The sequence below is a fragment of the Pseudoalteromonas sp. CNAT2-18.1 genome (assembly GCF_022347865.1).
GTDB lineage: Bacteria > Pseudomonadota > Gammaproteobacteria > Enterobacterales > Alteromonadaceae > Pseudoalteromonas > Pseudoalteromonas ruthenica.
Map to the genome: position 1 here is coordinate 594,311 of NZ_JAKRFR010000001.1, position 20,995 is coordinate 615,305.

The following is a 20,995-nucleotide window of genomic DNA, read 5'->3' on the forward strand; positions in this document are numbered from 1 at the left end:
CGCAGCTGTTCTTGCTTTTGGCTGTTATGCACTCATGGCACTACAGCGTGTATGCTTAGCAGGTTTGCCACGCGCCGTCACAAAAGCGTTCAATCTGGCCATCGTCGTCCCAGCGCATTAAGTTGAGCCAACGGTTATCAACCAGGCTTTTAACGCTTTCGTGGCGCGCATAAATAGACTCAATAGGCGTTCGTGGCGCGGCGATGTACACGCTCAAACGCAGTGGCTCGTGCATCCAGCGCTTGCCATTGTGGATAGATTGCATCGCCAGGCCAATACGTAAGTCGCCGCCGTTACCCTCAAAGATCCCGATGTTACCGCCTACCGCATTGTGCAATACCTTATTGCCACTGCCGTATTTGTAGTTATCGGTGACCGATGCGGTATATTGGCTGTTGATCCAATTAGTTACTATCATTGGCGCGGTCATAATAAGCTCTAAAGTGCGGAAGGCTTCATCATGTTGCCAGTGGTAGTCGTGTAAAAAGCTACGCCCTTGCAGGTTCGCATTGCGTGTCCAGCTACGCGGTGCGACGATAAAGGCGGCATTATTCGCCAGCCCCCATTCCGGGCGCACTTGCGACCAGTCGCCAGCGCGGTTTAAATAGGCTTTGTCGATGTCTTTATCGCTTCGCTCTTTAAGCTCAGGGGCAATATTGATTAACCGTTCGCGCTGAGCTGTGTTCGTGGCGTTATTGAGCCACTGGCGGCTTTGCTTGTCCAATTCGCTATCAAAAATCTGAATATGGTCGGTGGTGGTGTTATGCAGCGCGGCAACAAACTCGGTAACGCTAGGAATCGTGATCCCTTTGCTTGCCACCTGTTCACGTACTTTTTCGTCATTCAATAATTGCGCTAACACACGCACATTAACCTCGCCACTTTGTCCGCCACAGGCGCCGCACTCAAGGCCGGCAGCGTGAAGGTTATTGGTGGTGTGGCTGCCGTGACCCACTAACAACACCTTGGGCGCATACCGTTGTATGCCCATGGCTTTGAGTACGCCGTAGGCGAACTCAGCTTGCTGCGCCAGGCTTAGGTTATGGTCGTCCTTATGCAGTTGCCACTCAATGTGCTCATTGTGTGCGGCTTGTTTGGCGCGTTTAAAAGAGTTTTTCAGCATTTTCAGGGCGTACATCCAGCCTGCGGATTCCACCATCGAAAATGACGACGGCGCCGCCTTTGACCAGCCTTGCCAATGAGCACTGAAGTGGCGTTTGCGTTTTGCACCTTTAGGCGCCTGGGCTTCACTTACTTTGATAACAGGTTTAAGCAGCCCCGGAAGTTGTGGGCGTTTGAGCGCGCTATCCGCCGGTTGATATTCCAGCGGCAAGCCAAAAAAGCCAGCAAAACCAAAGGTATGAATGTGCTCACTTTGTGCCTCTAAGGCACGGCGCATCACTTCTGAGCGCACATCAATACAAAACACAGCCTGTAGCGCACTTTCGCTAGGGGGAGTAGGCTCTGCTGCTCTGAGTGTGGCATGCAAGTTTTGCTGATAATTGACCTCTAACGCTTTGGCCCACACCCACAAAGGTTTTTGCGCTGCTTTAAACGCTTGTTTTCGCTCAGGAAGGTGCTGTTTTTCACATTGCCATTGCTCATGTAACACCGCGAATGTGCTGGTGTGTTGCGCTTTTAAATAGCGCCAAATGACCACATCCCAAGCCATGCGGATCGCCAGTAGTTGCAGCATGTCGTCTTGCGGTTGTTGATAGAGCCGGCCTTGCCAACGAATATAGGCCACCCATGAGGCCCAGCCGTTTATATCGAGCAATAACGCATGGGCATAGGGCTCAAGCATGTCATCATCAAGCTCTAATAAGCGCAGGCTTTGCGATAGCAGTTCATCAGCCGTTTCCGGTAGTTGCTGAAAATATTCATGTAAACCAGCTTCATCCATGACGATACTGATGCCTTTGTCAGCACGAATAACACTGAGCCAGTGTTGGTATAGATCTGGCATTGACGAGACATTGTCACGGTACAGCATCGGCCTTAACTTTTGGTAATGAGCAGCGCAAAACTGACTGATCTGATGGATTATTTCATCCCGCCACGCCATTTTGTGGGCCGGGCGGTGGGCGTCTAGTAAATCGGCGATATTGTGCCAATGCTGTTGTGGCAGCGCGATTTCCAAAGCACTGTGTAGTTGCTCGGGGGTGAAGTCATAGCCTAGTTGACTGTTGGCCATGGCCAAATGCGCATCGGTGATGTCGCCATCAGCCCAGCGCTGGCGATAATACGCACGAGGCATGAGCAAGTCGACATTGGCCAAGGTTGCCAGCCGGGCAGCCACATCTTCAATGGCAAGGCCGCGCATTTCCCAAAACGGATTAACCGCTATCATCTGATCTAACGGCCAGTTCGGCGCTATGTATTGGCACGCTTGAGTAATAGCTTGTTGCTGCGTGGTGCTCAAGCTAAATAGCGGTGAAGGCGAGGGTTGCTGAGCGCTCATTAAAAGTTCTCCTTAGCTGAACTGGCGGACGAGTGTGAGGCTGTTTTAGCATTTTGCCGGGTAGGCAAGCGCGTAGGCCATATTCTCAGAGTGAGTCGAGTCAGCCATTCATCTAAGTACAAACCTGCGAACAAGATAGCCGAGAGTGCTTGCACTCTAGGTTTATGGTTTTGATAGCGTAAAACATAACTGCAACACATCAGGCTGACAATCAGTAATAAGGTCCACAGGTCGGCAGCACTCAAGGGGGCCTCTCGCCAGTTACTTACGGGCACAGCAACCGCAAACAGCGATTTAAGGGCTGCATAACAGCTGGCCAGAGCCAAAGCTAACAGCGCCATGGTGACAAAGTGGCCGTTGGTGATAAGTCCACGACGAGTAGCGATAAGCACACTCAAGGCGAGGGCAACCAACGCCCATACACTGATGGCGCCGTAGTAACCGCTAAAATGGTATACCAAAGCTACGGTAATGCAGGAGAACACGCCACTGGCAAGCCAGTCTTTGCCATTGGGTGAGCGCCCTGGTGACAGCCGCCGAGCGATATCTTCTTGCACGGCGCTGCCTGAATTTAAAAATGCGTGTGCTTTGTAGGCTGAGTGGGTCACAAGGTGCAGCAGGGCGAGCTCAAACAGCCCTAATGCACATTCAACCAGCATTAACCCCATCTGCGCACTGGTGGACCACGCCAAGCGTACCTTCACGCTTACCCGAGTAGTCATCACAAGGGCGCTGATCACTGTGGTGAGTCCGGCAACGATAAGCACTAACCATTGTCCCACGGTGGCTTGCATAAATAGGGGCGCGAAGATGATTAACAAAAAGCCACCTAGGTTGATAACCCCAGCGTGTAAAAGCGCACTAACCGGGGTCGGAGCCTCAACTACTTGCATCAGCCAACCATGAATGGGTAGCTGTGCACACTTAATCAAGGCCGCTAGGGCAATAAAAAACCCGGCGCAGTGTTCGGTAAGTGTCAATGGCACCGTGTTGTTAACATAAGAAGCGGTAATTTCATTGATTAACAAGCTATCGTGATGCCAATAAAGCAGAGCAAAGGCCACTAACAGCGAGGTTTCTGCGCAGCGTGCCACAATAAACTTTTTATGGGCAGCCATCACCGCACGCGGTCTGTCAGGATAGAACATCAGCAATCTGTGGAGGGCGAGGCTAATGGCTACCCAGCCCAGCCAAAACAGCACAAGGTGGTTACTAATTACCACTAAGGAGACCGCACTTAAGGTAGCGATTAAGCGTCGCCAAAATAAGTTGATTCGCTGCTCACCGGCCATGTAATTGCGGCAAAACTTTATTAATATCAAACTCATGAAAAGGATTAGGCCAAGGACGATTAAGCGCGCTGGGGACAGTGTTAATACGCTAAGGGGAGTGGCATCAAATTGGCTGTAAAGCACCGCTGTGGCGGCGAATATAAAGCCAAGTAGAGAGATAAGGCGAAACGCTCCGTTGCCATTGTTGGCACGCTTCTGCGTCCCTATATACCAAGAACTTAGCGCCAAGCTCACAGGAATAAAGGCCAGTAAAACAGAAATTAACATGTCACTCATCGATGGCTCCTTGGTTGAGTGCAGCTAGTATGGCAAAGATGCAAAAGTAAAAAAAATATATATAATTTAACTAACCGTTCTGTTTTGTATAAGTATAATGAATCGACTCAACTATCATCACCTGTATTACTTCTGGCGTGTCGCTCGTTTGGGAAACCTAACCCAAGCAGCGCAGGAGTTGCATGTATCGCAATCAGCGTTATCGGTACAAATTAAGCAGCTCGAACAATCAATGGCAATTAAGTTGTTCGCTCGCCAAGGTCGCAACCTTGTGTTAACCGATATGGGTAAGCGGGTATTGGCCTATGCCGATGATATATTTAATAAAGGTGAAGAGCTCTCGTCGTTTTTATTAAAAGGAGTACAGCAAGAGAAACAGCATTTGTCGATTGGTGTGCTTAATACCTTATCACGGAACTTTATCGAGGGCTTTATTACCCCACTACTGAATCATCAAGATGTGAGCTTTTCTTTGACTGCGCGGCGCATGGAGGGATTGCTCAATGGTTTGATTGATCACGAACTGGATGTGGTACTAACCAATCGCGCCATCAGCCCAAACCATCAAGACGATCTCTGGCAGAGCCGGTTGCTATCCCGTCAAGCCTTGGCGATAGTCGGGCCGCCGAGCACTAAAATAGACAGTGATTTTCCCTTGGGGTACGAGCAGGTGCAGTGGGTGGTGCCGAGCGAAAACTCAGAAATTCGTGACTCTTTTAACGCCTTGTGCGCACGATGGCAGTACAAACCCGATATTAAAGCACAAGCAAATGATATGGCGATGCTTCGGCTATTGGCACGGGACAGCGGTGCGCTGGCGGTGCTACCACCGGTGGTGGTAAAAGATGAAATAGAGCAAGGCATATTGTGTCAGTATCAAAGCCTGCCGGATGCTTACGAGCACTTTTACGCCATCACCGCACAGCGCAAATTTATGCCCGATGCCCTCGCTCAGCTATTTGAGCAGGTTGCGGTGATCCCCTAACGACCCCGACCGCCGCTATAACCGCGATGATCTCTTACTCATAAGAGAATTGACTAAGTATATAAGCATTTTGTGTATATTTAATATTGTATACAATATGTAAAAGCGATATGGTGTGTTCGCCTTGAGCAATAAAACAACAACATCAAACAGGATAAAACCATGGCAACAGCATCAAAGCGCCGCTCCCGCAAGGGCATGCAGGCATCGTTAAATCGTCTTTTTCAAGTTAGTACCTTGGCCCTTGCAGTAGCCAGCGCTACGCCGGCAATGGCGGTGGATGGCAGCAGTATCGTTAAAGGCACCATAGTCAGCAGCGCCGGTGAAGATATTACCCGTGCCACCATCACTTTAGTGCATATCAGCAAGGGGTTAACTTATGAAGTCCGCACCGACGCCGATGGCGAGTACATTTTGCGGAACGTGCCGGTGGGCACTTACAACGTCACCGTAAGCAAAGAGGGTTATCAAAACGTCATTGAGCAAGGTGTGAAAGTAAGCATTGGTCAATCCATCATCTTAGACGCGCAAATGCTACAGGCCGGTGCGCAGCCCATGGAGCGCATTGCTGTTACCGGTGCTGCCATTCGCCGTGTCGATTTAGGTTCATCGACTTCTGGGTTAACTTTCTCAGATGAGGAAATCAAGGTTATGCCCGTGCAAAGTGGTTTTGAAAGTATCGCTTTACTGGCACCGGGCACCGCCGCTGCTGGTGGCAGCAGTTTTAATGGCGCTTCTAGCTTTGGCGGCGCATCTTCTGCGGAAAATGGCTATTACTTTAATGGGTTGAATGTAACCAGCATTCGCACTGGGCTCGGCTCTATTCGCCTGCCTTGGGAAGCTATTTCGCAAACCCAGGTCAAAACCGGAGGGATCAACCCTGAATTTGGCGGCGCAATGGGGGGGATTGTCAATGCAGTGTCTAAATCCGGTGACAATGATTTTAGTGCTGGCGCCGAGGTGCGCTGGGAGGGGGATAGCCTGCGCTCCCAGCATGACTCAATTTATCAAAGTAATGGCACCATCAGCACCAATACCCAGCGCAGTGCCTACGACTTTAGTGAGCTGCAAGTATGGGCCAGTGGCGCCCTGATTGAGGACACCTTATTTGCCTATGCTTTGTTTAATCCGCGCCGCGAAAGCTCAGAGGGCGCAGGGCAAACAACCTTTAGTGATTTCTCCCGCGATGAAGACCGCTGGTTCAGCAAGTTAGATTGGTTTATTAATGAAGACCACGCCGTTGGCTTTTCAGCGATGAACAACAAGCGCGAATGGGAAACGGACACCTACGGCTACAACTGGCAGCAAGACCGCATTGGCGATCAGCAGGGAGTGACGGCACCCGGTGAGGACGGCGGCAACATGTATAGCCTGTCGTACAATGGCTACCTCAGTGATTATTTTTCTGTGTCGGCGGTAGCTGGGCGCGTTACCGAGAATGTTGAAAATGTAGTTGCTTCAACGAACCCGGGAGTTTGGGACGAACGCGATGGGTTTATTACGCTTTCGGAGCACACCGATGCCAATGTCTCGGCAGAGGAATATACCCGAGACCAACTGCGGCTAGATTTTAACTGGGACTTAGCCGCCCATGCGCTGCAGTTTGGCGTCGATTACACCAAGGTCGAGGTGGATTACTTCTCCGGACAAAATGGCGAAGGTGATGCCATGGGCTGGTGGACCATTGCCACCGCCGCAGACAATGATATTTCCGGTGCCGCCGCTGGTGAAGATTACATTGAGCGACGAGTACGCACTCGGGCCGTTGATTCCGATACCAGTGCGTTGGCGTTTTACATTAACGACTCATGGCAGGTCAGCGAGCAGCTGGTACTGAATTTAGGCTTGCGCTATAGCCAATTTGAAAACACCGTCAGTGACGGGCGCGCCTATGTTGATATTGACAACCAGATAGCGCCGCGCCTGCAAGCCATATATGACTTATGGGGCGATGGCAGTGCCAAGGTCTATGCCACGTATGGGCGTTATTTTCAGCCCGTGTCGGCGAATATGAACATTACCCAAGGTTCGGCATCGGTGGAATGGTTTGAATACTTTGAGCTCGACGAGCTCAATGGCTCGGGCGAACCTATTTTACTTGCGGATGGCTCTCCTAGTCGGGGCGCGATGCTACGCGACAGACGCTGGCGTCAACGCGGGATCACTGAACCGGGGCTGATTGCATCCAGTAATCTTAAACCTATGTATTCCGATGAGTGGACTGTTGGCTACCAACAAGAAGTGTTCAGCGACATGACCTTTGGGGCACGTGCCATTTATCGCAAGCTTGGGCGCAGTGTCGAGGACACAGATGTAGGGCCGGTGCTGGCGAAAAAGCTGGCTGAATTAGGCATCGCCGATAATGTCGGTCAAGGCTCCTATTATGTGCTTAATAACCCCGGCGAGAGTGTACAAATGAGCTATGACTTCGACGGGGATGGACAAGTTGATGAAGTGACCTTAAGTGCCCAAGAGCTGGCATTGCCAAAGGCTGAGCGCAAATACCTGGCTTTTGAGTTCACTTTAGATGGCGCCATCACCGAGCAGCTGCGCATTGACGCTTCTTACACCTGGTCGCATAGCTGGGGCAACACCGAAGGCTTGGTGAAAACCGACAACGATCAAGCCGACCCCGGTTGGACAACCTCTTATGACTATGGCGATTTAATGGACCATGGTTATGGCAACCTGCCGAATGACCACCGTCACGCAGTTAAGCTCTCGGGAACGTATGATATTACCGACAATTTAACCTTTGGCCTGGTTGCCCGTGGCACCTCAGGTCGACCGAAAAGCTATTTCAGTGTACACCCCGAGGGCGTTGATAGCTGTGCCCCAGGCAACCCATGGGATGCGTGTATCAGCCGCTACTACGATCATGCCTCGCATTATGATGAAAACGGTGAGCCAGCACCGCGTGGCAGCAAAGGCAACTTACCTTGGAGTACACAAGTAGATATGTCGTTAAGCTACTATGGCGAGCTATTTGGTCAAGAGCTGATGCTTAAGGGCACCGTGTATAACATGCTGAACGATGATACCGCCATCGCCATTAACGAAGAGCGCACGCAATATGGTGCCAATGGCCTCGAGCTGAATCCAGATTATGGCATGACAACCTGGCGTCCAGCGGCGCGTTACGCCTCATTGGTGGCGCGTATTCGTTTTTAATTCCCTGAACTGCGTTATTACGCAACCCCGCCGGGCACCTTAGGTGCTCGGCATTTTTCGTTAACGACTAAGGTGCGATATGTGCGCCTTAGCGGCAATCACTATAAAGGAACTAGAGCGAGGAGTTATGGCGATAACATTTGATTTTCAGCGCCGTATGGCGCGCTTAAGAGCACAGCTTGAGAGTCATCAAGTACAGGCATTTATCATTCACAGCGGTGAAAACATTGCTTATCTCTGCGGGTTTAGTGGACATGGCGCCACCCTGGTTGTCAGCGCCGAGCAAGCGTTACTGATCACCGATTACCGTTACTACTTGCGTGCGCTAGAGGAAACCTCAGGGATAGAGGTTATTCAGCGCGATCGCGACCGCGAAAGCCTTGGGCAATGTTTGGCTCGGGTGTGCGCCAAGCACAGCGTTCTGGGCTTTGAAGCAGAGCATTTTAGTGTCGGTCAATGGCAGCATATCGCCGAGCATTTGCGCGCTAATACCTGTGTTGCCACAGTACAGGTGGTCGAGAGGTTACGCCGTGTTAAAGATAGCCAAGAAATAGCCTGTATCCGTGGCGCTGCTGAGATTGCCGATGCGGCCTTGGCCGATATGCTTACTTTGCTTGAAAGCGGCATAACTGAGCGAGAATTGGCAATTGAGCTTGATTATCAAATGCAACGACGTGGCTCGCAAGGGGTGTCTTTTGACACTATTTTACTGTTCGCCGAGCGTACGGCCTTGCCCCATGGTGAGCCGGGAGCAAAGCGCTTATGCGAGGGCGATTTAATATTGATTGATTTTGGCGCTGTGCGCAGCGGCTATCGCTCAGATATGACCCGCACCTATGTGTGGGGCGAGCCCACTAGCGAGCAGCAAGCCTTGTTTGACACCGTAGCCAAGGCACAACAAGCAGCGCTGCAACAGGTCTGCGCAGGCATTTGTTGCCATGAGTTAAACCACGCCGCTCAGCAAGTGTTGGCCTCGAGCCCGTATCATCGTTATGCCGGCGAAGGGTTGGGGCACGGTGTTGGCTTAACCCTTCATGAGTTGCCCTTTATTAAAGCCAATGCCCCCTATCAGCTAGAAAGTGGCAACGTCATTACCATTGAGCCCGGCATTTACATTCCTAACTACGGTGGTGTGCGTTTAGAAGAAGACATTGTCGTTACCGAGACGGGCTATCAGCGCCTGACTCAGGCCCCTCAACAATTCGCGCTAAGGAGTGAACATGGAGATTATTAATCAACAGCAAGTACAGCAAGTGATGGCCTATGCGCCATTGTTAAAAGCGCTACAACGAGGCTTTGCTGGTCAAGCCACTATGCCCAGACGCAATGTCTACCCGCTCAGCCCCGAGAGCGATAACCATGATGCGTTCGCGGTGCTGCCGGCATGGAATGATCAAGTCATCGGGGTTAAAGCTTTTACTTATTTCCCAGATAATGAGCACCATGGTAAATCCAGTTTGTATTCCAAGGTGATGTTATTTTCGCGCCAGCATGGCGAGCCGCGAGCGCTGGTGGATGGCACCGAAATCACCTTGTGGCGCACCTCAGCGGTGTCGGCATTAGCGGCCAGTTATTTGGCTGTGCAGCAGGCGAAAAAGCTGGTGGTATTTGGTTCGGGCAAGCTCGCTCCGTTTATGATCCGCGCGCACCTGAGCGTGCGAGATTATCAACAAGTCAGTCTGGTTGCCCGCAACACCGCCAAAGCCGAAGCCATCCTCGCGCAGCTGCGCCAAGAGTTTGCTCATTGTCAGTTTGAGCATGCTTCAGCCAGTGAAGCGCTTATTGCCAGTGCCGATACCATCTGCTGTGCTACCGGCAGTCACGCGCCGTTGTTTAGTGGTCAATGGCTAACGCCAGGGACTCATATCGACTTAATAGGCAATCATCATCGCGATGCTCGTGAGTGCGATAGCGAAACGATAAAACGCAGTCGCGTGTACGTGGATAGCCGCGATAACGTCCTCAATGAAGCCGGGGAGCTATTAATCCCCATCAGTGAGGGGGTATTCTCACCCGAGCAAATACAAGGGCAACTCAGTGATTTGGCCAGCATCAATCGTCCGGCGCGCCAAGGTGATAATGACATCACTTTATTTAAATCCGTGGGGACTGCGCTCAGTGACCTCATTGCGGCCAATTATGTGTACCAGCAACTCAGCGACCGCTAAAGTCAAAGTGCAGTGCTGCGAAGTACTGACAATCACCCGGGGGCGTAGCCTACGGGCTATGTCTATGGAGCTGATGAGCCTCAGGCCTTATTTGTTGACCTACCGACACGGCGGCCGAGTCAATTCATATATGTTTTATAGCCATGCGGCACCGCCGCGCTGGCTTTATATTAGCAAGCGCGGGGACGTTGTTATGCATTCACGCTCAGCGATACTGGCCTGTCAACGACTGTTGCTCGTTTGTTTGCTTGGAGTGCTGCTGTTGTGGCAGTAGCGAATACAGTATTGTTTCGATGTCGTGCTGGTTAAAAAAACAGGGCACCGGGTAGTCAGGATGGGCTTCAGCAATCGCTCGTTTAGCTATTGTGGTTATGTCTTCTTGGCGCAGTTGCGCAATGGTACTGGGGATAGCGCAGTCATGTAGCAAGGTGGCAATCGCCGCGCGCATATCTTGAGCATCGCTATTTGCTGCCAAAGTTTGTTGTGCCAGCGCCGTGAGCTGAGCATCGATGCGCTGTCCATAGGCATTGAGCACTGGCGCTAACAGCAGGGCGTTGGCTAGGCCGTGGCCAATGCCGTACAGCGCTCCCAATTGATGGGCAATAGCATGCACATAACCCACCGAGGTGCGGGTAAAGGCTTGGCCAGCATAAAAGGCCGCCCACAACATGTGCATGCGCGCATCGATGTGGTTGGGCTGTTGGTAAACCAGGGGTAAATTAGTGAGGATCAGCTTAGTGGCAGCCACGCTTTTTGCTTTACTAAAGCGCGTTGCATTAATGCCAATATAGGACTCAATCGCGTGAGTGAGGGCGTCTATGGCGGTGGTCGCACTGAGCTGTGGGCTCAAACCAAGGGTTAGTTCTGGCAGCAAAAGTACCCCTTTTGGTACTAAACATAAGTCATTGATGGCGAATTTTATTTGTCGCTGGTGGTCGCTGACTACGGCGGCGACCGTGACTTCCGAGCCGGTGCCCGCCGTGGTTGGCACTGCATAAAGTGGCACCAAGGGGCGCAACACCTTAAATAACCCCTGCATTTGCTGCAGGGATTTACTCGGTCGAGCAATGCGTGCGGCGATCAGTTTGCCGCAGTCCATCACCGAACCACCGCCAATGGCGATAATACCTTGGCAACGGTGTTGCTGATAGCAACTTACCCCTTGCTCAATGCAAGGTATCCCCGGATTGGCCTCAACATCGCTGTAGAGCACCGTGTTAATCCCTTGCTGGTGTAGTGCCGCAATTATGGGTTGCTGCAAATTCAAAGCAACGATGCCCGGGTCGCTGACCACTAACAAGGTGCGCAGGTTTTGCTTTTTAACCTCACAAAGCCATTGCGACAACGCTTGCTGCCCGGCATAAACATGCGGCGTGCGAATGGGCAAAAGCGCCGCTGCGAGGCGAAGACCGAAATGATAAAGCCGATATAACCTATGTGTGAACGTCACTTCGCCTCCAAGATGATATTGCTGTGCAGATACAGGGCGCGCACCATTGCTTACCCTTAGCAGTATAGATGTTTTCACAAAACTGACCATAAAACATTAAGTTATAGCTTTATGGCGGTAAAGCGGCGAGGGGCAATCACGGTGCTAACACCTTACCTTAGCACCGTGCGTAAAGGGGCTTTACATTACAACAAGTGACGGTGACGCGCGTCGTAACTTAAGTGTGAGGGCATTAGGTAGTCACGATAAAGGTATCGGTATAGTCGGTTTTTAGTCTCACTCGGTTGCTGCTTGGGCTCAGTAGCTGCAAGTGCATTCACAAAGCGCGCAAAGTGCGGTTGATGCTGCTTAGCGATATGTGCGAGTGTACGCGTATAGCCTTGATAAAAATCACCGCTAAGGTGGCGCTGCAGTGAGCGCAGCGCATCAATATCATGCTGCTGTAAATAACGCATGGCTAAGTATGACCATTGATAAATTTGCTCGCTGCTATCGTTGTAATCAGTGGCAAAAATAGCCTGTAAGCTTGGTCTTTCGTTGGCATCGGTGTCTTTTATGACTTCGATTGCACGAGGGTTGTGCTGAGCTTTGGCGATGAGTTCTGCAAGGCCTTCGCTCCACCACACTAGGTGCTCGGCAAAGTGGCCAAAACCGCCATATTTATTATAACGGCCGTCAAGGTAGTGCACATATTCATGATTGAGATTCCACACCCGGTTAGTATCGGCCAGCCAAAACGCACGGAATGAGTAAAACGTTGCTTGGTTCTGCGGATCGCTGGGCGTCCCCTCTATGTACATACCACCATTGTTAGTTTGAATATCAAACAGTAACTGACCATAACGATTGTAGTCGCTGTAATTGTCGAATATGACCACCCGTAGGGCATGGTTATGATCGTTGGCCACGGGCGTATAGTCGCTGGCGAATAGTTCATGAAAGTCTTGTTCTTGGGCGATTAAGCGGCGGCAGCTGTATTGCAGTTGCTCACTGTTAAGGGAAGTGGCGCGGATAAACAAGCGTTCACTGCATCGGTGGTTAATCGGTAGTACATCATCAATATTGGGGCTCGCACAGCGCGCTTGGAAGCCCTCTTTACAGTAGCTCAAACCACGAAAACTGTTGACCAAATATACGGTCGAAAATAATCGCTGTTGCTCGTTTTCATCGTCCGTACTTTGTTGCACTGCTCGCCAAATCGCGGCATCAAGCGTGTGTTGTTGTGGCAGAGGCAACAATTGATGCCAATAGCCCAATACCCAAAGTGCATGCTGTTGTTGCCATTGCGAGCGGGAAAGGGCATCACTAAGCACCGCCAAGGTTGAGGGCGAGCGGACAAGAGTGTGTTGCAGCGGCGCTTCGGTGCGCGCGCTGAAAGCCAAAAAGGCCAGTGCCCGATAACTTTCCCATAGCGCATAGTCAGCGTGAATGGTTGTAGTATCAGGCTGCATGGCAATAAAGTCAGTGAGCGTGCTAATCCAAGAGGATGCCTTAGGGTGCAATGCGGGGGTATCAAGCAAGCGATAGATGCTCACCGCATAATGCTCCATAAAGCGATCATACTCGGCGCTATCCGCCTCTTTGGCCTTGTTAGCTAAGCGCTGTAAAGAGTTGGCGAGCTTAGTTCGCAGGCGCTCGCTGAGTTTATCGGGTTCGCCGAGATAGCTGTATGAGCGTAAGAAATAAAGCACCGCATTAATCTGCTGCCACTGTGGGTGTGTCTGGTTCGCTTGGCTGTGCAAAAAGATAACGGCTTGCTTTGCCTCGGCCAACCTTGGCGTACTCGACCAGCCATCGATTGCGGGAGCAAGAGCGGGTTCATCACGAGGGAGTGATGCACACCCAGTGATGAGTATTAGTAAAAGGATGAGCGTTATTATCTTCATACTGAATCAGTTTTTATTGTTTAGCTAGACCATACACTTGATGTATATTGTATGCAATAAATAAAACTTGAAAGCATTTAGATTGCGATCAATTATATTGTGCACAATATAATTGCGAGGTATTTATGTCTATTTATCAGTTTAACGCAGTCAATAACCGTGGCGAGCAAGTGCCACTTGAGCAATATCGAGGCAAAGTCTTACTGATCGCCAATACTGCAAGTAAGTGCGGCTTTACACCGCAATACCAAGGGTTGAACGCACTTTATCAAGACTTTGAAAATAAAGGATTGGTGGTGCTCGCTTTTCCATGTAACCAGTTTGGCGCTCAAGAGCCCGGTGATGATGCGCAGATAAGTGAGTTTTGTGAACTTAATTACGGCGTGTCGTTTCCGGTGATGACTAAGGTGGATGTTAATGGTGCCGATGCCCACCCTTTGTTTTCCTATTTAAAGCAGCAAGCGCCGGGCGTGCTAGGCTCTAAGGCCATAAAGTGGAACTTCACTAAGTTCTTAGTTGACCAGCAAGGGCAGGTAGTGAAACGTTACGCACCGACGACAAAACCCGAAGCTATACGCGCCGATATTGAACAACTATTAGCACCCTAAATGACAGATAACAGCACCTTATATTTGCAAAATCAACTGTGTTTTAAGCTCTACACTGCCTCTCGGCTAGTTGTGCGGGGCTATCAACCTATGTTGAATGAGCTGGGCCTGACCTATCCTCAATATCTAGTGCTTTTGGTGCTTTGGCAGCGCCATGAACAGCAACAATTGCCCATGAGCCTTAAATCACTTGGCGCAGAGCTGCACCTTGACTCAGGCACATTGACGCCGCTGTTAAAACGGATGCAAAAGCAGGAGCTGCTATCTCGAGTGCGCAGTGATGATGATGAACGGCAATTGCAAATAGCACTTACTGAGGCGGGTTTGGCGCTGCAAAGCAACGCTAAGCAGTGGCGAGACACCCTAAGTCAATCTCTGCAGTGTCAGCGAGAAGAACTTAATGCCATGGCACTGCAACTTGATGCGCTGATAGCCGAGCTCAGCTAGATGATGTTGTTGCCTTGTTCAGGCTCTCGGGATTTTTGCGCCTGTTCACGGATATCTTCGGCGTCGCTACTGATGTCATCCACCGCTTGATTATGGCGGCTAGCGCCAGTACTCGGCTTTGCCTTCTGTGGCTGTGCATGCGTAGTCTCGGCTGAGGCGTCAGGTTGGTTAACAATAATGCGCTCTCGAGCATCGTCAGGCATGCTGATCTCCTGTTCGGTAAAGGTATCGACCACCTCGCGCATCAGGTGCGAGGCCACTTTAAGCACACTGAAGCGTTCGCTATCAACCCAGAAATAAATCTGCAGGTTAGCGGTGGACGCACCGAGATTATCAATTAGCACTTGTGGTGGTGGGTCGCTCAATACCATGGTTTTACTGCTAATACACTGTAAAGCAAGCTGTTGAGCCTGCCTTAAGTTATTGTCGTAACCAACGCCGACAATAAAGTGACCCCGCATCTTGGGGTTGGCAGTGAAGTTTTTGATCACATTTTTGTACACGGTGGCGTTGGGGATCTGAATATGGTTGCCATCAAAGTCAACCAAAGTGGTCGCGCGAGCGGTCACTTTACGCACTACGCCTAAACGGCCGTCCACCTCGATTACGTCATCTATTTTAAAAGGTCGCTGTATGCTTAGCAGCATACTAGAGATGAAATTCTCGGCAATGTCCTTAAAGGCGAAGCCGAGAATGAGTCCGATAAGGCCGGTACCACTCATTACTGCGACAGCAAATTCAGTCAGTGCGGCCAGACGAAGAAACACATAAACACCCAGCAGCATAATGAGAATACTGATAAAACGGCGCATGACCAACTGAACTAAACGGCTTTGGCTGAACCGATGCAAAGGTTTGATCAACAGGTAGGCCACAGGGCGAGCGAGCAGGCAGCATAGGATCATGACTGCGAGGCCAAGGCTGAGATTAGGTAACATTTGCCAAGCATTGTGTAAAAACTGCCTAAACTGTTCACTCAATGCTTGCCAAGAGGGCTCAGGCATTGGCGGTGCAATGCGCTCAGCCGCCTTTAAAATCACAGTGGTGAGGTCAATACTCATGGTGTTTTTAGTCCACAAATGAACGAATAGGGGTATATGCGAGCAAATCCAGTGCCACTATGTTGGCGCTGTTATTGCTAGTTAACAAAGTACGAAGACGGTGCGGCTGTGCCGCCAAGATAACGGAGTAATATGTTGAAAAAGCGAGGTTATCAGGCTCAAAAGCCCAGTGATGTTCCACTACGGGGGTGGTGGGATATAAGCAAACGGCTGATCCATAATTTAGGCCAAGACAACTTATCCCTCGTCGCTGCGGGGGTAGCATTTTATGGCTTGTTGGCGATTTTTCCAGCTCTTGCGGCATTATTATCACTGTATGGCTATTTCTTCTCAGCAGCAGATATGGTTGAACAACTTGATAGAGTGCTGAGCTTACTTGCACCGGCGAGCCAAGACTTGGTCATGAGCCAAGTACAAGAGCTGAATGCGCAATCTCAAGCAAGCCTAAGCATCAGTGCCATTGTCGGTTTTGTGTTGACCATCTGGAGTAGCTCCAAAGGCGCGCAAGCGATGATCACTGCGTGCAATATTAGTTATCACGAGAGTAAAAAGCGCAATTTATTTATTGCCCTATTAACGCGCTTTGTTTTTGCTTTTGGCGCCATCATTATTGCGGTGGTGGCCCTTGCCACCATTGGTATATTACCGGTAATACTCAATTATGTGGGCTTCGAGCGCAACATAGACTGGACTATAAAATTAATCACGTGGGCGCTGTTGGCTGCCATCTTTTTATTGTCACTGAGTATTATTTATCGTTACGCGCCGCATCGTCGAGCGGCTAAGTGGCGATGGCTCTCTTGCGGTGCGCTCATTGCCACCTGCATGTGGGTTGTCGCCTCGATTGGCTTTTCTTTTTACGTCTCACGGTTCGCCTCTTACAGTGAAACCTATGGCTCACTGGCTGGTGTGGTGATCATGTTGATGTGGCTCTATATCAGCGCCTATATTGTCATTCTGGGCGCAGCGATTAACGCCAGTATTGAGCAACAAACCTTGACAGATAGCACCATAGGCGAGCCTCGCTCAAGAGGGGAGCGTGGGGCAACCGTAGCCGATGAATTAACCACTAAGCAGCGCCAGCAGGTAGACAAAGAATGAATTAGCACGGCGAGGAAATAAAAAAGGCCAGCTTTGCTGGCCTTATATGTAAGCTTTATTGAATCTGTCCGCGTATTTCTCCGTTTGGAAACGCAGGCGTATGGATATTCACGTAATGACCACCACTGGCTAAAATGGCGAAAATTTCTGCGGTAATGGCCGTGTCCGCTGGTGCCATCCAACGGTTGGCATTCTCCATGTCTTGCTCTAGGGCGACTAAGACCGGGCCATTCTCACCCAGGTTACCGGTGTGAATGTGCGCCATAGTGGCATCACTGACACCGCTGGTAAGCACTTGCAGCTCGACGCCATAGTCGTTGGTGTTAACTAGGGCATAGCCATCACCAAAAGCGTCTGTGGTCACCATGGGTACTTGCTGATCGCCACTCAAAGGAAAGGCGACAAGTACATAGTTATCAGTAAGAATTTGTCCGCGCAGCTCACCCCCGGTATTTGCCGGTGTATGCACATTGACATAATGACCGCCTGAAGCCAGCACTGCGAAAATATCGGCATCAATTTGTGTGCCCTCTGGGGTCATCCACACCCCAGCATCATCCATGGATTGTTCAAGGGTCACAAACACCCCGCCGTTGGTACCAATACGGCCGGTATGAATGTGTGCAGCCGTAGCATCATCGACTCCTTCGGTGACAACCCGTACTTCAGTGCTGTAGTCGCTGGTATTCACCAGGGCGTAACCGCTGCCTGAGGCGGAAGTGGATACCGCAGGCACTTCTTGGGCACCAGTTAGCGCGAAGGTGGCCAGCGCATAATTACTGGTCAGTATTTGTCCGCGTAACTCTCCGCCGGTGTTTGCTGGTGTATGCACGTTGACATAGTGACCGCCTGAAGCCAGCACAGCAAAAATATCGGCATCAATTTGCGTGCCCTCAGGGGTCATCCACACCCCGGCATCCTCCATCGACTGCTCCAAGGCAACAAACACCTCGCCATTGGTGCCCACACGACCGGTGTGAATATGGGCGGCGGTGGCATCATCGACGCCTTCGGTGACAACCCGTACTTCGGTGCTGTAATCGCTGGTATTCACCAAGGCGTAACCGCTACCCATGGCGGTCGTACTAACAGCCGGCACTTCTTGCGCGCCGGAGAGGGCAAAGGTGGCCAAGGCAAAATTACTGGTCAGTATTTGTCCGCGTAATTCGCCGCCGGCATTGGCTGGGGTATGCACATTGACGTAGTGACCGCCAGAGGCCAGCACAGCAAAAATATCGGCATTGATTTGTGTGCCTTCAGGGGCCATCCACGTACCGGCATCGTCAAGAGATTGCTCAAGGGCGACCAACACTTCACCATTGGTGCCTACACGGCCGGTATGGATATGCGCCGCGCTGGCATCATCAACGCCGGTGGTGTTGACCTTTAGCTCAACGCCATAGTCGTCGGTGTTGACTAGGGCATAACCGTCACCAGCGGCCATAGTGTCAACCGCTGGAACTTCTTGAGCACCTGATAGAGGGAAAGTCGCGACAACAAAGTTATCTGTGAGAATTTGCCCGCGAATTTCACCATCGGGAAAATCAGGGGTATGAACATTAACATAATGGCCGCCAGAGAGCAGAACAGCGAGTGTATCGGCGTCGATTTGCGTGCCCTCAGGTGCAACCCAATCGGTCATGACCTCATCATCTTGTTCGAGTACCACTAACACCTCACCATTGCTACCTATGCGTCCGGTATGAATATGTGCGGCGGTGGCATCGTCCACGCCCATGGTTACAGCGCGCAGCGCTAACTCATTATTGGTGCTGTCAAAGGCAGCATAGCCATAACCAAGACCGGCGCTGTCGTTAGCGGGAACTTGCTGCTCGCCGCTTAGTTTAAAGGTGATAATGGAGGTGGTATCAGGCACAATCTGAGCGCGAAGTTCTCCGTCTGGGTAGGCGTCGGTGTGGACATTAATGTACCAGTCGCCGTCCATTAAGTCCGATACTAAGTCTTCACTTAGATCGGTGATGGCCACCTCTAACATGCCTTCACTGGCAGCACTAAAGGTGAAGGCAACATCACCATTTTCGCCGATATCTCCATCATGAATGTGGGCAGCACTAAAGCCTTCGACATCACTGACATCGAGAGAGGCTCGAAACTGCATCAGGTTCTCATCGAGCTCAACAGTGGCAGCAGCGCTTTGCATAGAATCGTTCATCGGTACTTCTTGCTTGGCGCTGAGCGTTAGCTCATAAGTTTGTGTGGCAGAAAATTCTGGTGCGGGAGGAGGGGGAGGCGGTGTAGTAACGTTGTCGTCATCGTCATCACTACAGGCACTCACAAATAGTAGACTACTCAGTAACAGTAGGTATCTCATAATGGCTTCCTGTAAATTGATTGCTCACAGAGGGACGTGTACTGCGTGTCCAACTAGGGCGATTACGAAAGCCATATGAGAAACGATCAAATTCGCTTACATTAGTTAACTTTTTATTTTCAAAACCAGCGAAATAGACCCGGTTATGTTTTAGTAGGTTGTAATGATGAGCCAATGGACGCGGTGATCACTAAGGCTACGGCCAGCCATTGTAATGGCGTCAGCAATTCGCCCAAGATCATGAATCCGGCCAAAGCGGCAATGGCCGGTTCCATACTCATCATCACGCTAAAGCCTTGGGCTGGCATATTTCTAAGAGCAACCATTTCCAGCGTATAAGGTAAGGCGCTGGACATCACACCGACCAATAGGCCGAGCGGGATCACCTGCCAACTCAGTAAGTCCATGCCTTGAAATGCTGCGCCATAGGGGACTAATACCAGGGCTGCTACACTCATGCCTAAAGCAACGGTACGACCGCCCGAACTTTGCCCACCGGTGCGCTTACCAAAGAGGATGTAGCCTGCCCAGAAACCACCGGCCGCTAATGCGAGAATAACACCGATGGGGTCGAGGCCCGTCTGCGCATCTATCTCCGGTAGCAGCAACACAATACCTGCGATGGCCAATGCCACCCACACTAAATCACGTTTACGTTTTGAGCTCAGCAATGCAACGCACAAAGGCCCAGTGAATTCCAGCGCCACACCGATCCCTAAGGGGATACGCTCAATGGCATAATAAAAGGTGATGTTCATACCGCCTAAGCACAAGCCATAGGTGATAATACTGCGCCACTCGGTGCCTTGGGGAAGCGCTTTCCAGGGACGAAAAACCAGACACAGTACCAAGGCTGAGAAGCCTAAGCGCAAGGCTGTGGTCCCCTCAGGGCCTACTAGGGGAAATAGCTGTTTGGCAATAGAAGCGCCCGATTGAATCGTGACCATGGCCAATAAAACACAAAAAATAGCGCTGAGTAGCACACGGTATTGGGGAGAAAACATAGCAATCATCCGTGTTTGATGAGGTGGCGCTAGTGTAGCTAAGGGAGCTGGTGGGGTAAACATGGCCAATGGTTGCTGGTCGCATTTTTATTGTCATTGGTCTTGAAAACTATCGCTCGCGTCGCAACACCCATTATAGGCCCAAGGAAAACTTGGTAATTCGCTTATCACACTTAGCATCAACTGCTAAAGAGGAGCACAGTATGAAGACACTTAATGAGGTTGCTTACACCGCGAAAGTACATACCGAAGGTGGCCGCGAAGGCCATGCTCAATCAGACGATGGTCGTTTGGACGTGACCCTGTCCACGCCTAAAGGGTTAGGCGGCGATGATGGCCAGGGGACCAATCCGGAGCAGTTATTTGCAGCAGGGTATTCAGCGTGTTTTATCGGCGCTATGCGCCACGTTGCCAACGAGGGAAATACCTCCTTACCCGAGGGCACCGCCATTGACGCGCAGGTCTCAATAGGGCCGATTGAAGGCGGTTTTGGCATCAAGGCCAAATTGGAGATCCATCTGCCAGATATGGCTACAGATGAAGCGCAAGAATTGATTGAAAAAGCTCATCAAGTCTGCCCTTACTCAAATGCGACCCGAGATAATATTGAGGTACAACTGGTACTCAAAGACGCTTAAGGCGTTTTAGTTACTGAATAAGGGGTGTCATTACCCCTTTTAAATCAGATGGTTATAATTTTTCACTGATAATTTGAATAATTTCGCATCCAATTGCGAGGTTAAGCCGTTACGC

Annotated in this window: 15 protein-coding genes; 8 read left to right on the top strand and 7 right to left on the bottom strand. The window is 50.7% G+C overall.

Features of this window, described 5'->3' with window-relative positions:
- Positions 1 to 55 precede the first annotated feature (55 nt).
- Complete coding sequence (locus MHM94_RS02535; RefSeq protein WP_235418697.1) at positions 56 to 2,461, bottom strand: DUF2309 domain-containing protein; 2,406 nt, start codon at positions 2,459 to 2,461, stop codon at positions 56 to 58.
- Positions 2,461 to 4,029, bottom strand: coding sequence for an NADH-quinone oxidoreductase subunit L (locus tag MHM94_RS02540; protein ID WP_235418698.1), 1,569 nt, complete (start codon positions 4,027 to 4,029; stop codon positions 2,461 to 2,463). The genes MHM94_RS02535 and MHM94_RS02540 overlap by 1 nt, the downstream gene beginning before the upstream one ends.
- A gap of 97 nt (positions 4,030 to 4,126) precedes the next feature.
- Between MHM94_RS02540 and MHM94_RS02545 the strand changes: the two genes are divergently transcribed.
- The 4 genes from MHM94_RS02545 (at position 4,127) to MHM94_RS02560 (ending at position 10,353) form a co-directional block, all read left to right on the top strand.
- Entirely contained in the window at positions 4,127 to 5,014 is an 888-nt protein-coding gene (locus MHM94_RS02545) for a LysR family transcriptional regulator (protein WP_022945812.1), read from the top strand.
- 162 nt (positions 5,015 to 5,176) lie between these two features.
- Complete coding sequence (locus MHM94_RS02550) at positions 5,177 to 8,185, top strand: TonB-dependent receptor (RefSeq protein ID WP_235418699.1); 3,009 nt, start codon at positions 5,177 to 5,179, stop codon at positions 8,183 to 8,185.
- A gap of 127 nt (positions 8,186 to 8,312) precedes the next feature.
- Positions 8,313 to 9,419 carry a Xaa-Pro peptidase family protein gene (locus MHM94_RS02555; RefSeq protein ID WP_235418700.1) on the top strand — a complete coding sequence of 369 codons (1,107 nt, stop codon included), beginning with the start codon at positions 8,313 to 8,315 and terminating at the stop codon, positions 9,417 to 9,419.
- The gene (locus MHM94_RS02560) at positions 9,406 to 10,353 is read left to right on the top strand and encodes an ornithine cyclodeaminase family protein (protein WP_235418701.1); all 948 of its coding nucleotides are present in this window, start codon (positions 9,406 to 9,408) and stop codon (positions 10,351 to 10,353) included. The genes MHM94_RS02555 and MHM94_RS02560 overlap by 14 nt, the downstream gene beginning before the upstream one ends.
- 205 nt (positions 10,354 to 10,558) lie before the next feature.
- Here the strand turns inward: MHM94_RS02560 and MHM94_RS02565 are convergent, their stop codons facing one another.
- Both MHM94_RS02565 and MHM94_RS02570 read right to left on the bottom strand, forming a co-directional pair.
- Positions 10,559 to 11,881, bottom strand: a complete 1,323-nt coding sequence (locus MHM94_RS02565) for an iron-containing alcohol dehydrogenase (RefSeq protein ID WP_235418702.1) — start codon at positions 11,879 to 11,881, stop codon at positions 10,559 to 10,561.
- Positions 11,882 to 11,988: 107 nt separating this feature from the next.
- Entirely contained in the window at positions 11,989 to 13,689 is a 1,701-nt protein-coding gene (locus tag MHM94_RS02570) for a collagenase (RefSeq protein WP_235418703.1), read from the bottom strand.
- Positions 13,690 to 13,814: 125 nt separating this feature from the next.
- On the opposite strand from MHM94_RS02570, the gene MHM94_RS02575 reads away from it, so the two are divergent.
- Positions 13,815 to 14,297, top strand: coding sequence for a glutathione peroxidase (locus MHM94_RS02575; protein ID WP_138589072.1), 483 nt, complete (start codon positions 13,815 to 13,817; stop codon positions 14,295 to 14,297).
- Positions 14,298 to 14,744, top strand: a complete 447-nt coding sequence (locus MHM94_RS02580; RefSeq protein WP_022945819.1) for a MarR family transcriptional regulator — start codon at positions 14,298 to 14,300, stop codon at positions 14,742 to 14,744.
- Here the strand turns inward: MHM94_RS02580 and MHM94_RS02585 are convergent.
- Positions 14,741 to 15,748 carry a mechanosensitive ion channel family protein gene (locus MHM94_RS02585; RefSeq protein ID WP_235418801.1) on the bottom strand — a complete coding sequence of 336 codons (1,008 nt, stop codon included), beginning with the start codon at positions 15,746 to 15,748 and terminating at the stop codon, positions 14,741 to 14,743. The genes MHM94_RS02580 and MHM94_RS02585 overlap by 4 nt on opposite strands.
- 189 nt (positions 15,749 to 15,937) lie before the next feature.
- Between MHM94_RS02585 and MHM94_RS02590 the strand changes: the two genes are divergently transcribed.
- Entirely contained in the window at positions 15,938 to 16,906 is a 969-nt protein-coding gene (locus MHM94_RS02590; protein ID WP_235418704.1) for a YihY/virulence factor BrkB family protein, read from the top strand.
- 55 nt (positions 16,907 to 16,961) lie between these two features.
- Here the strand turns inward: MHM94_RS02590 and MHM94_RS02595 are convergent, their stop codons facing one another.
- The gene (locus MHM94_RS02595; RefSeq protein ID WP_235418705.1) at positions 16,962 to 19,238 is read right to left on the bottom strand and encodes a CHRD domain-containing protein; all 2,277 of its coding nucleotides are present in this window, start codon (positions 19,236 to 19,238) and stop codon (positions 16,962 to 16,964) included.
- 143 nt (positions 19,239 to 19,381) lie between these two features.
- Positions 19,382 to 20,242, bottom strand: coding sequence for a DMT family transporter (locus MHM94_RS02600; RefSeq protein ID WP_235418706.1), 861 nt, complete (start codon positions 20,240 to 20,242; stop codon positions 19,382 to 19,384).
- 203 nt (positions 20,243 to 20,445) lie between these two features.
- Here MHM94_RS02600 and MHM94_RS02605 point away from each other — a divergent pair, with 203 nt between their 5' ends.
- On the top strand, positions 20,446 to 20,880 hold the full coding sequence (locus tag MHM94_RS02605) for an organic hydroperoxide resistance protein (protein WP_235418707.1): 435 nt from the start codon (positions 20,446 to 20,448) through the stop codon (positions 20,878 to 20,880).
- Positions 20,881 to 20,995 lie beyond the last annotated feature (115 nt).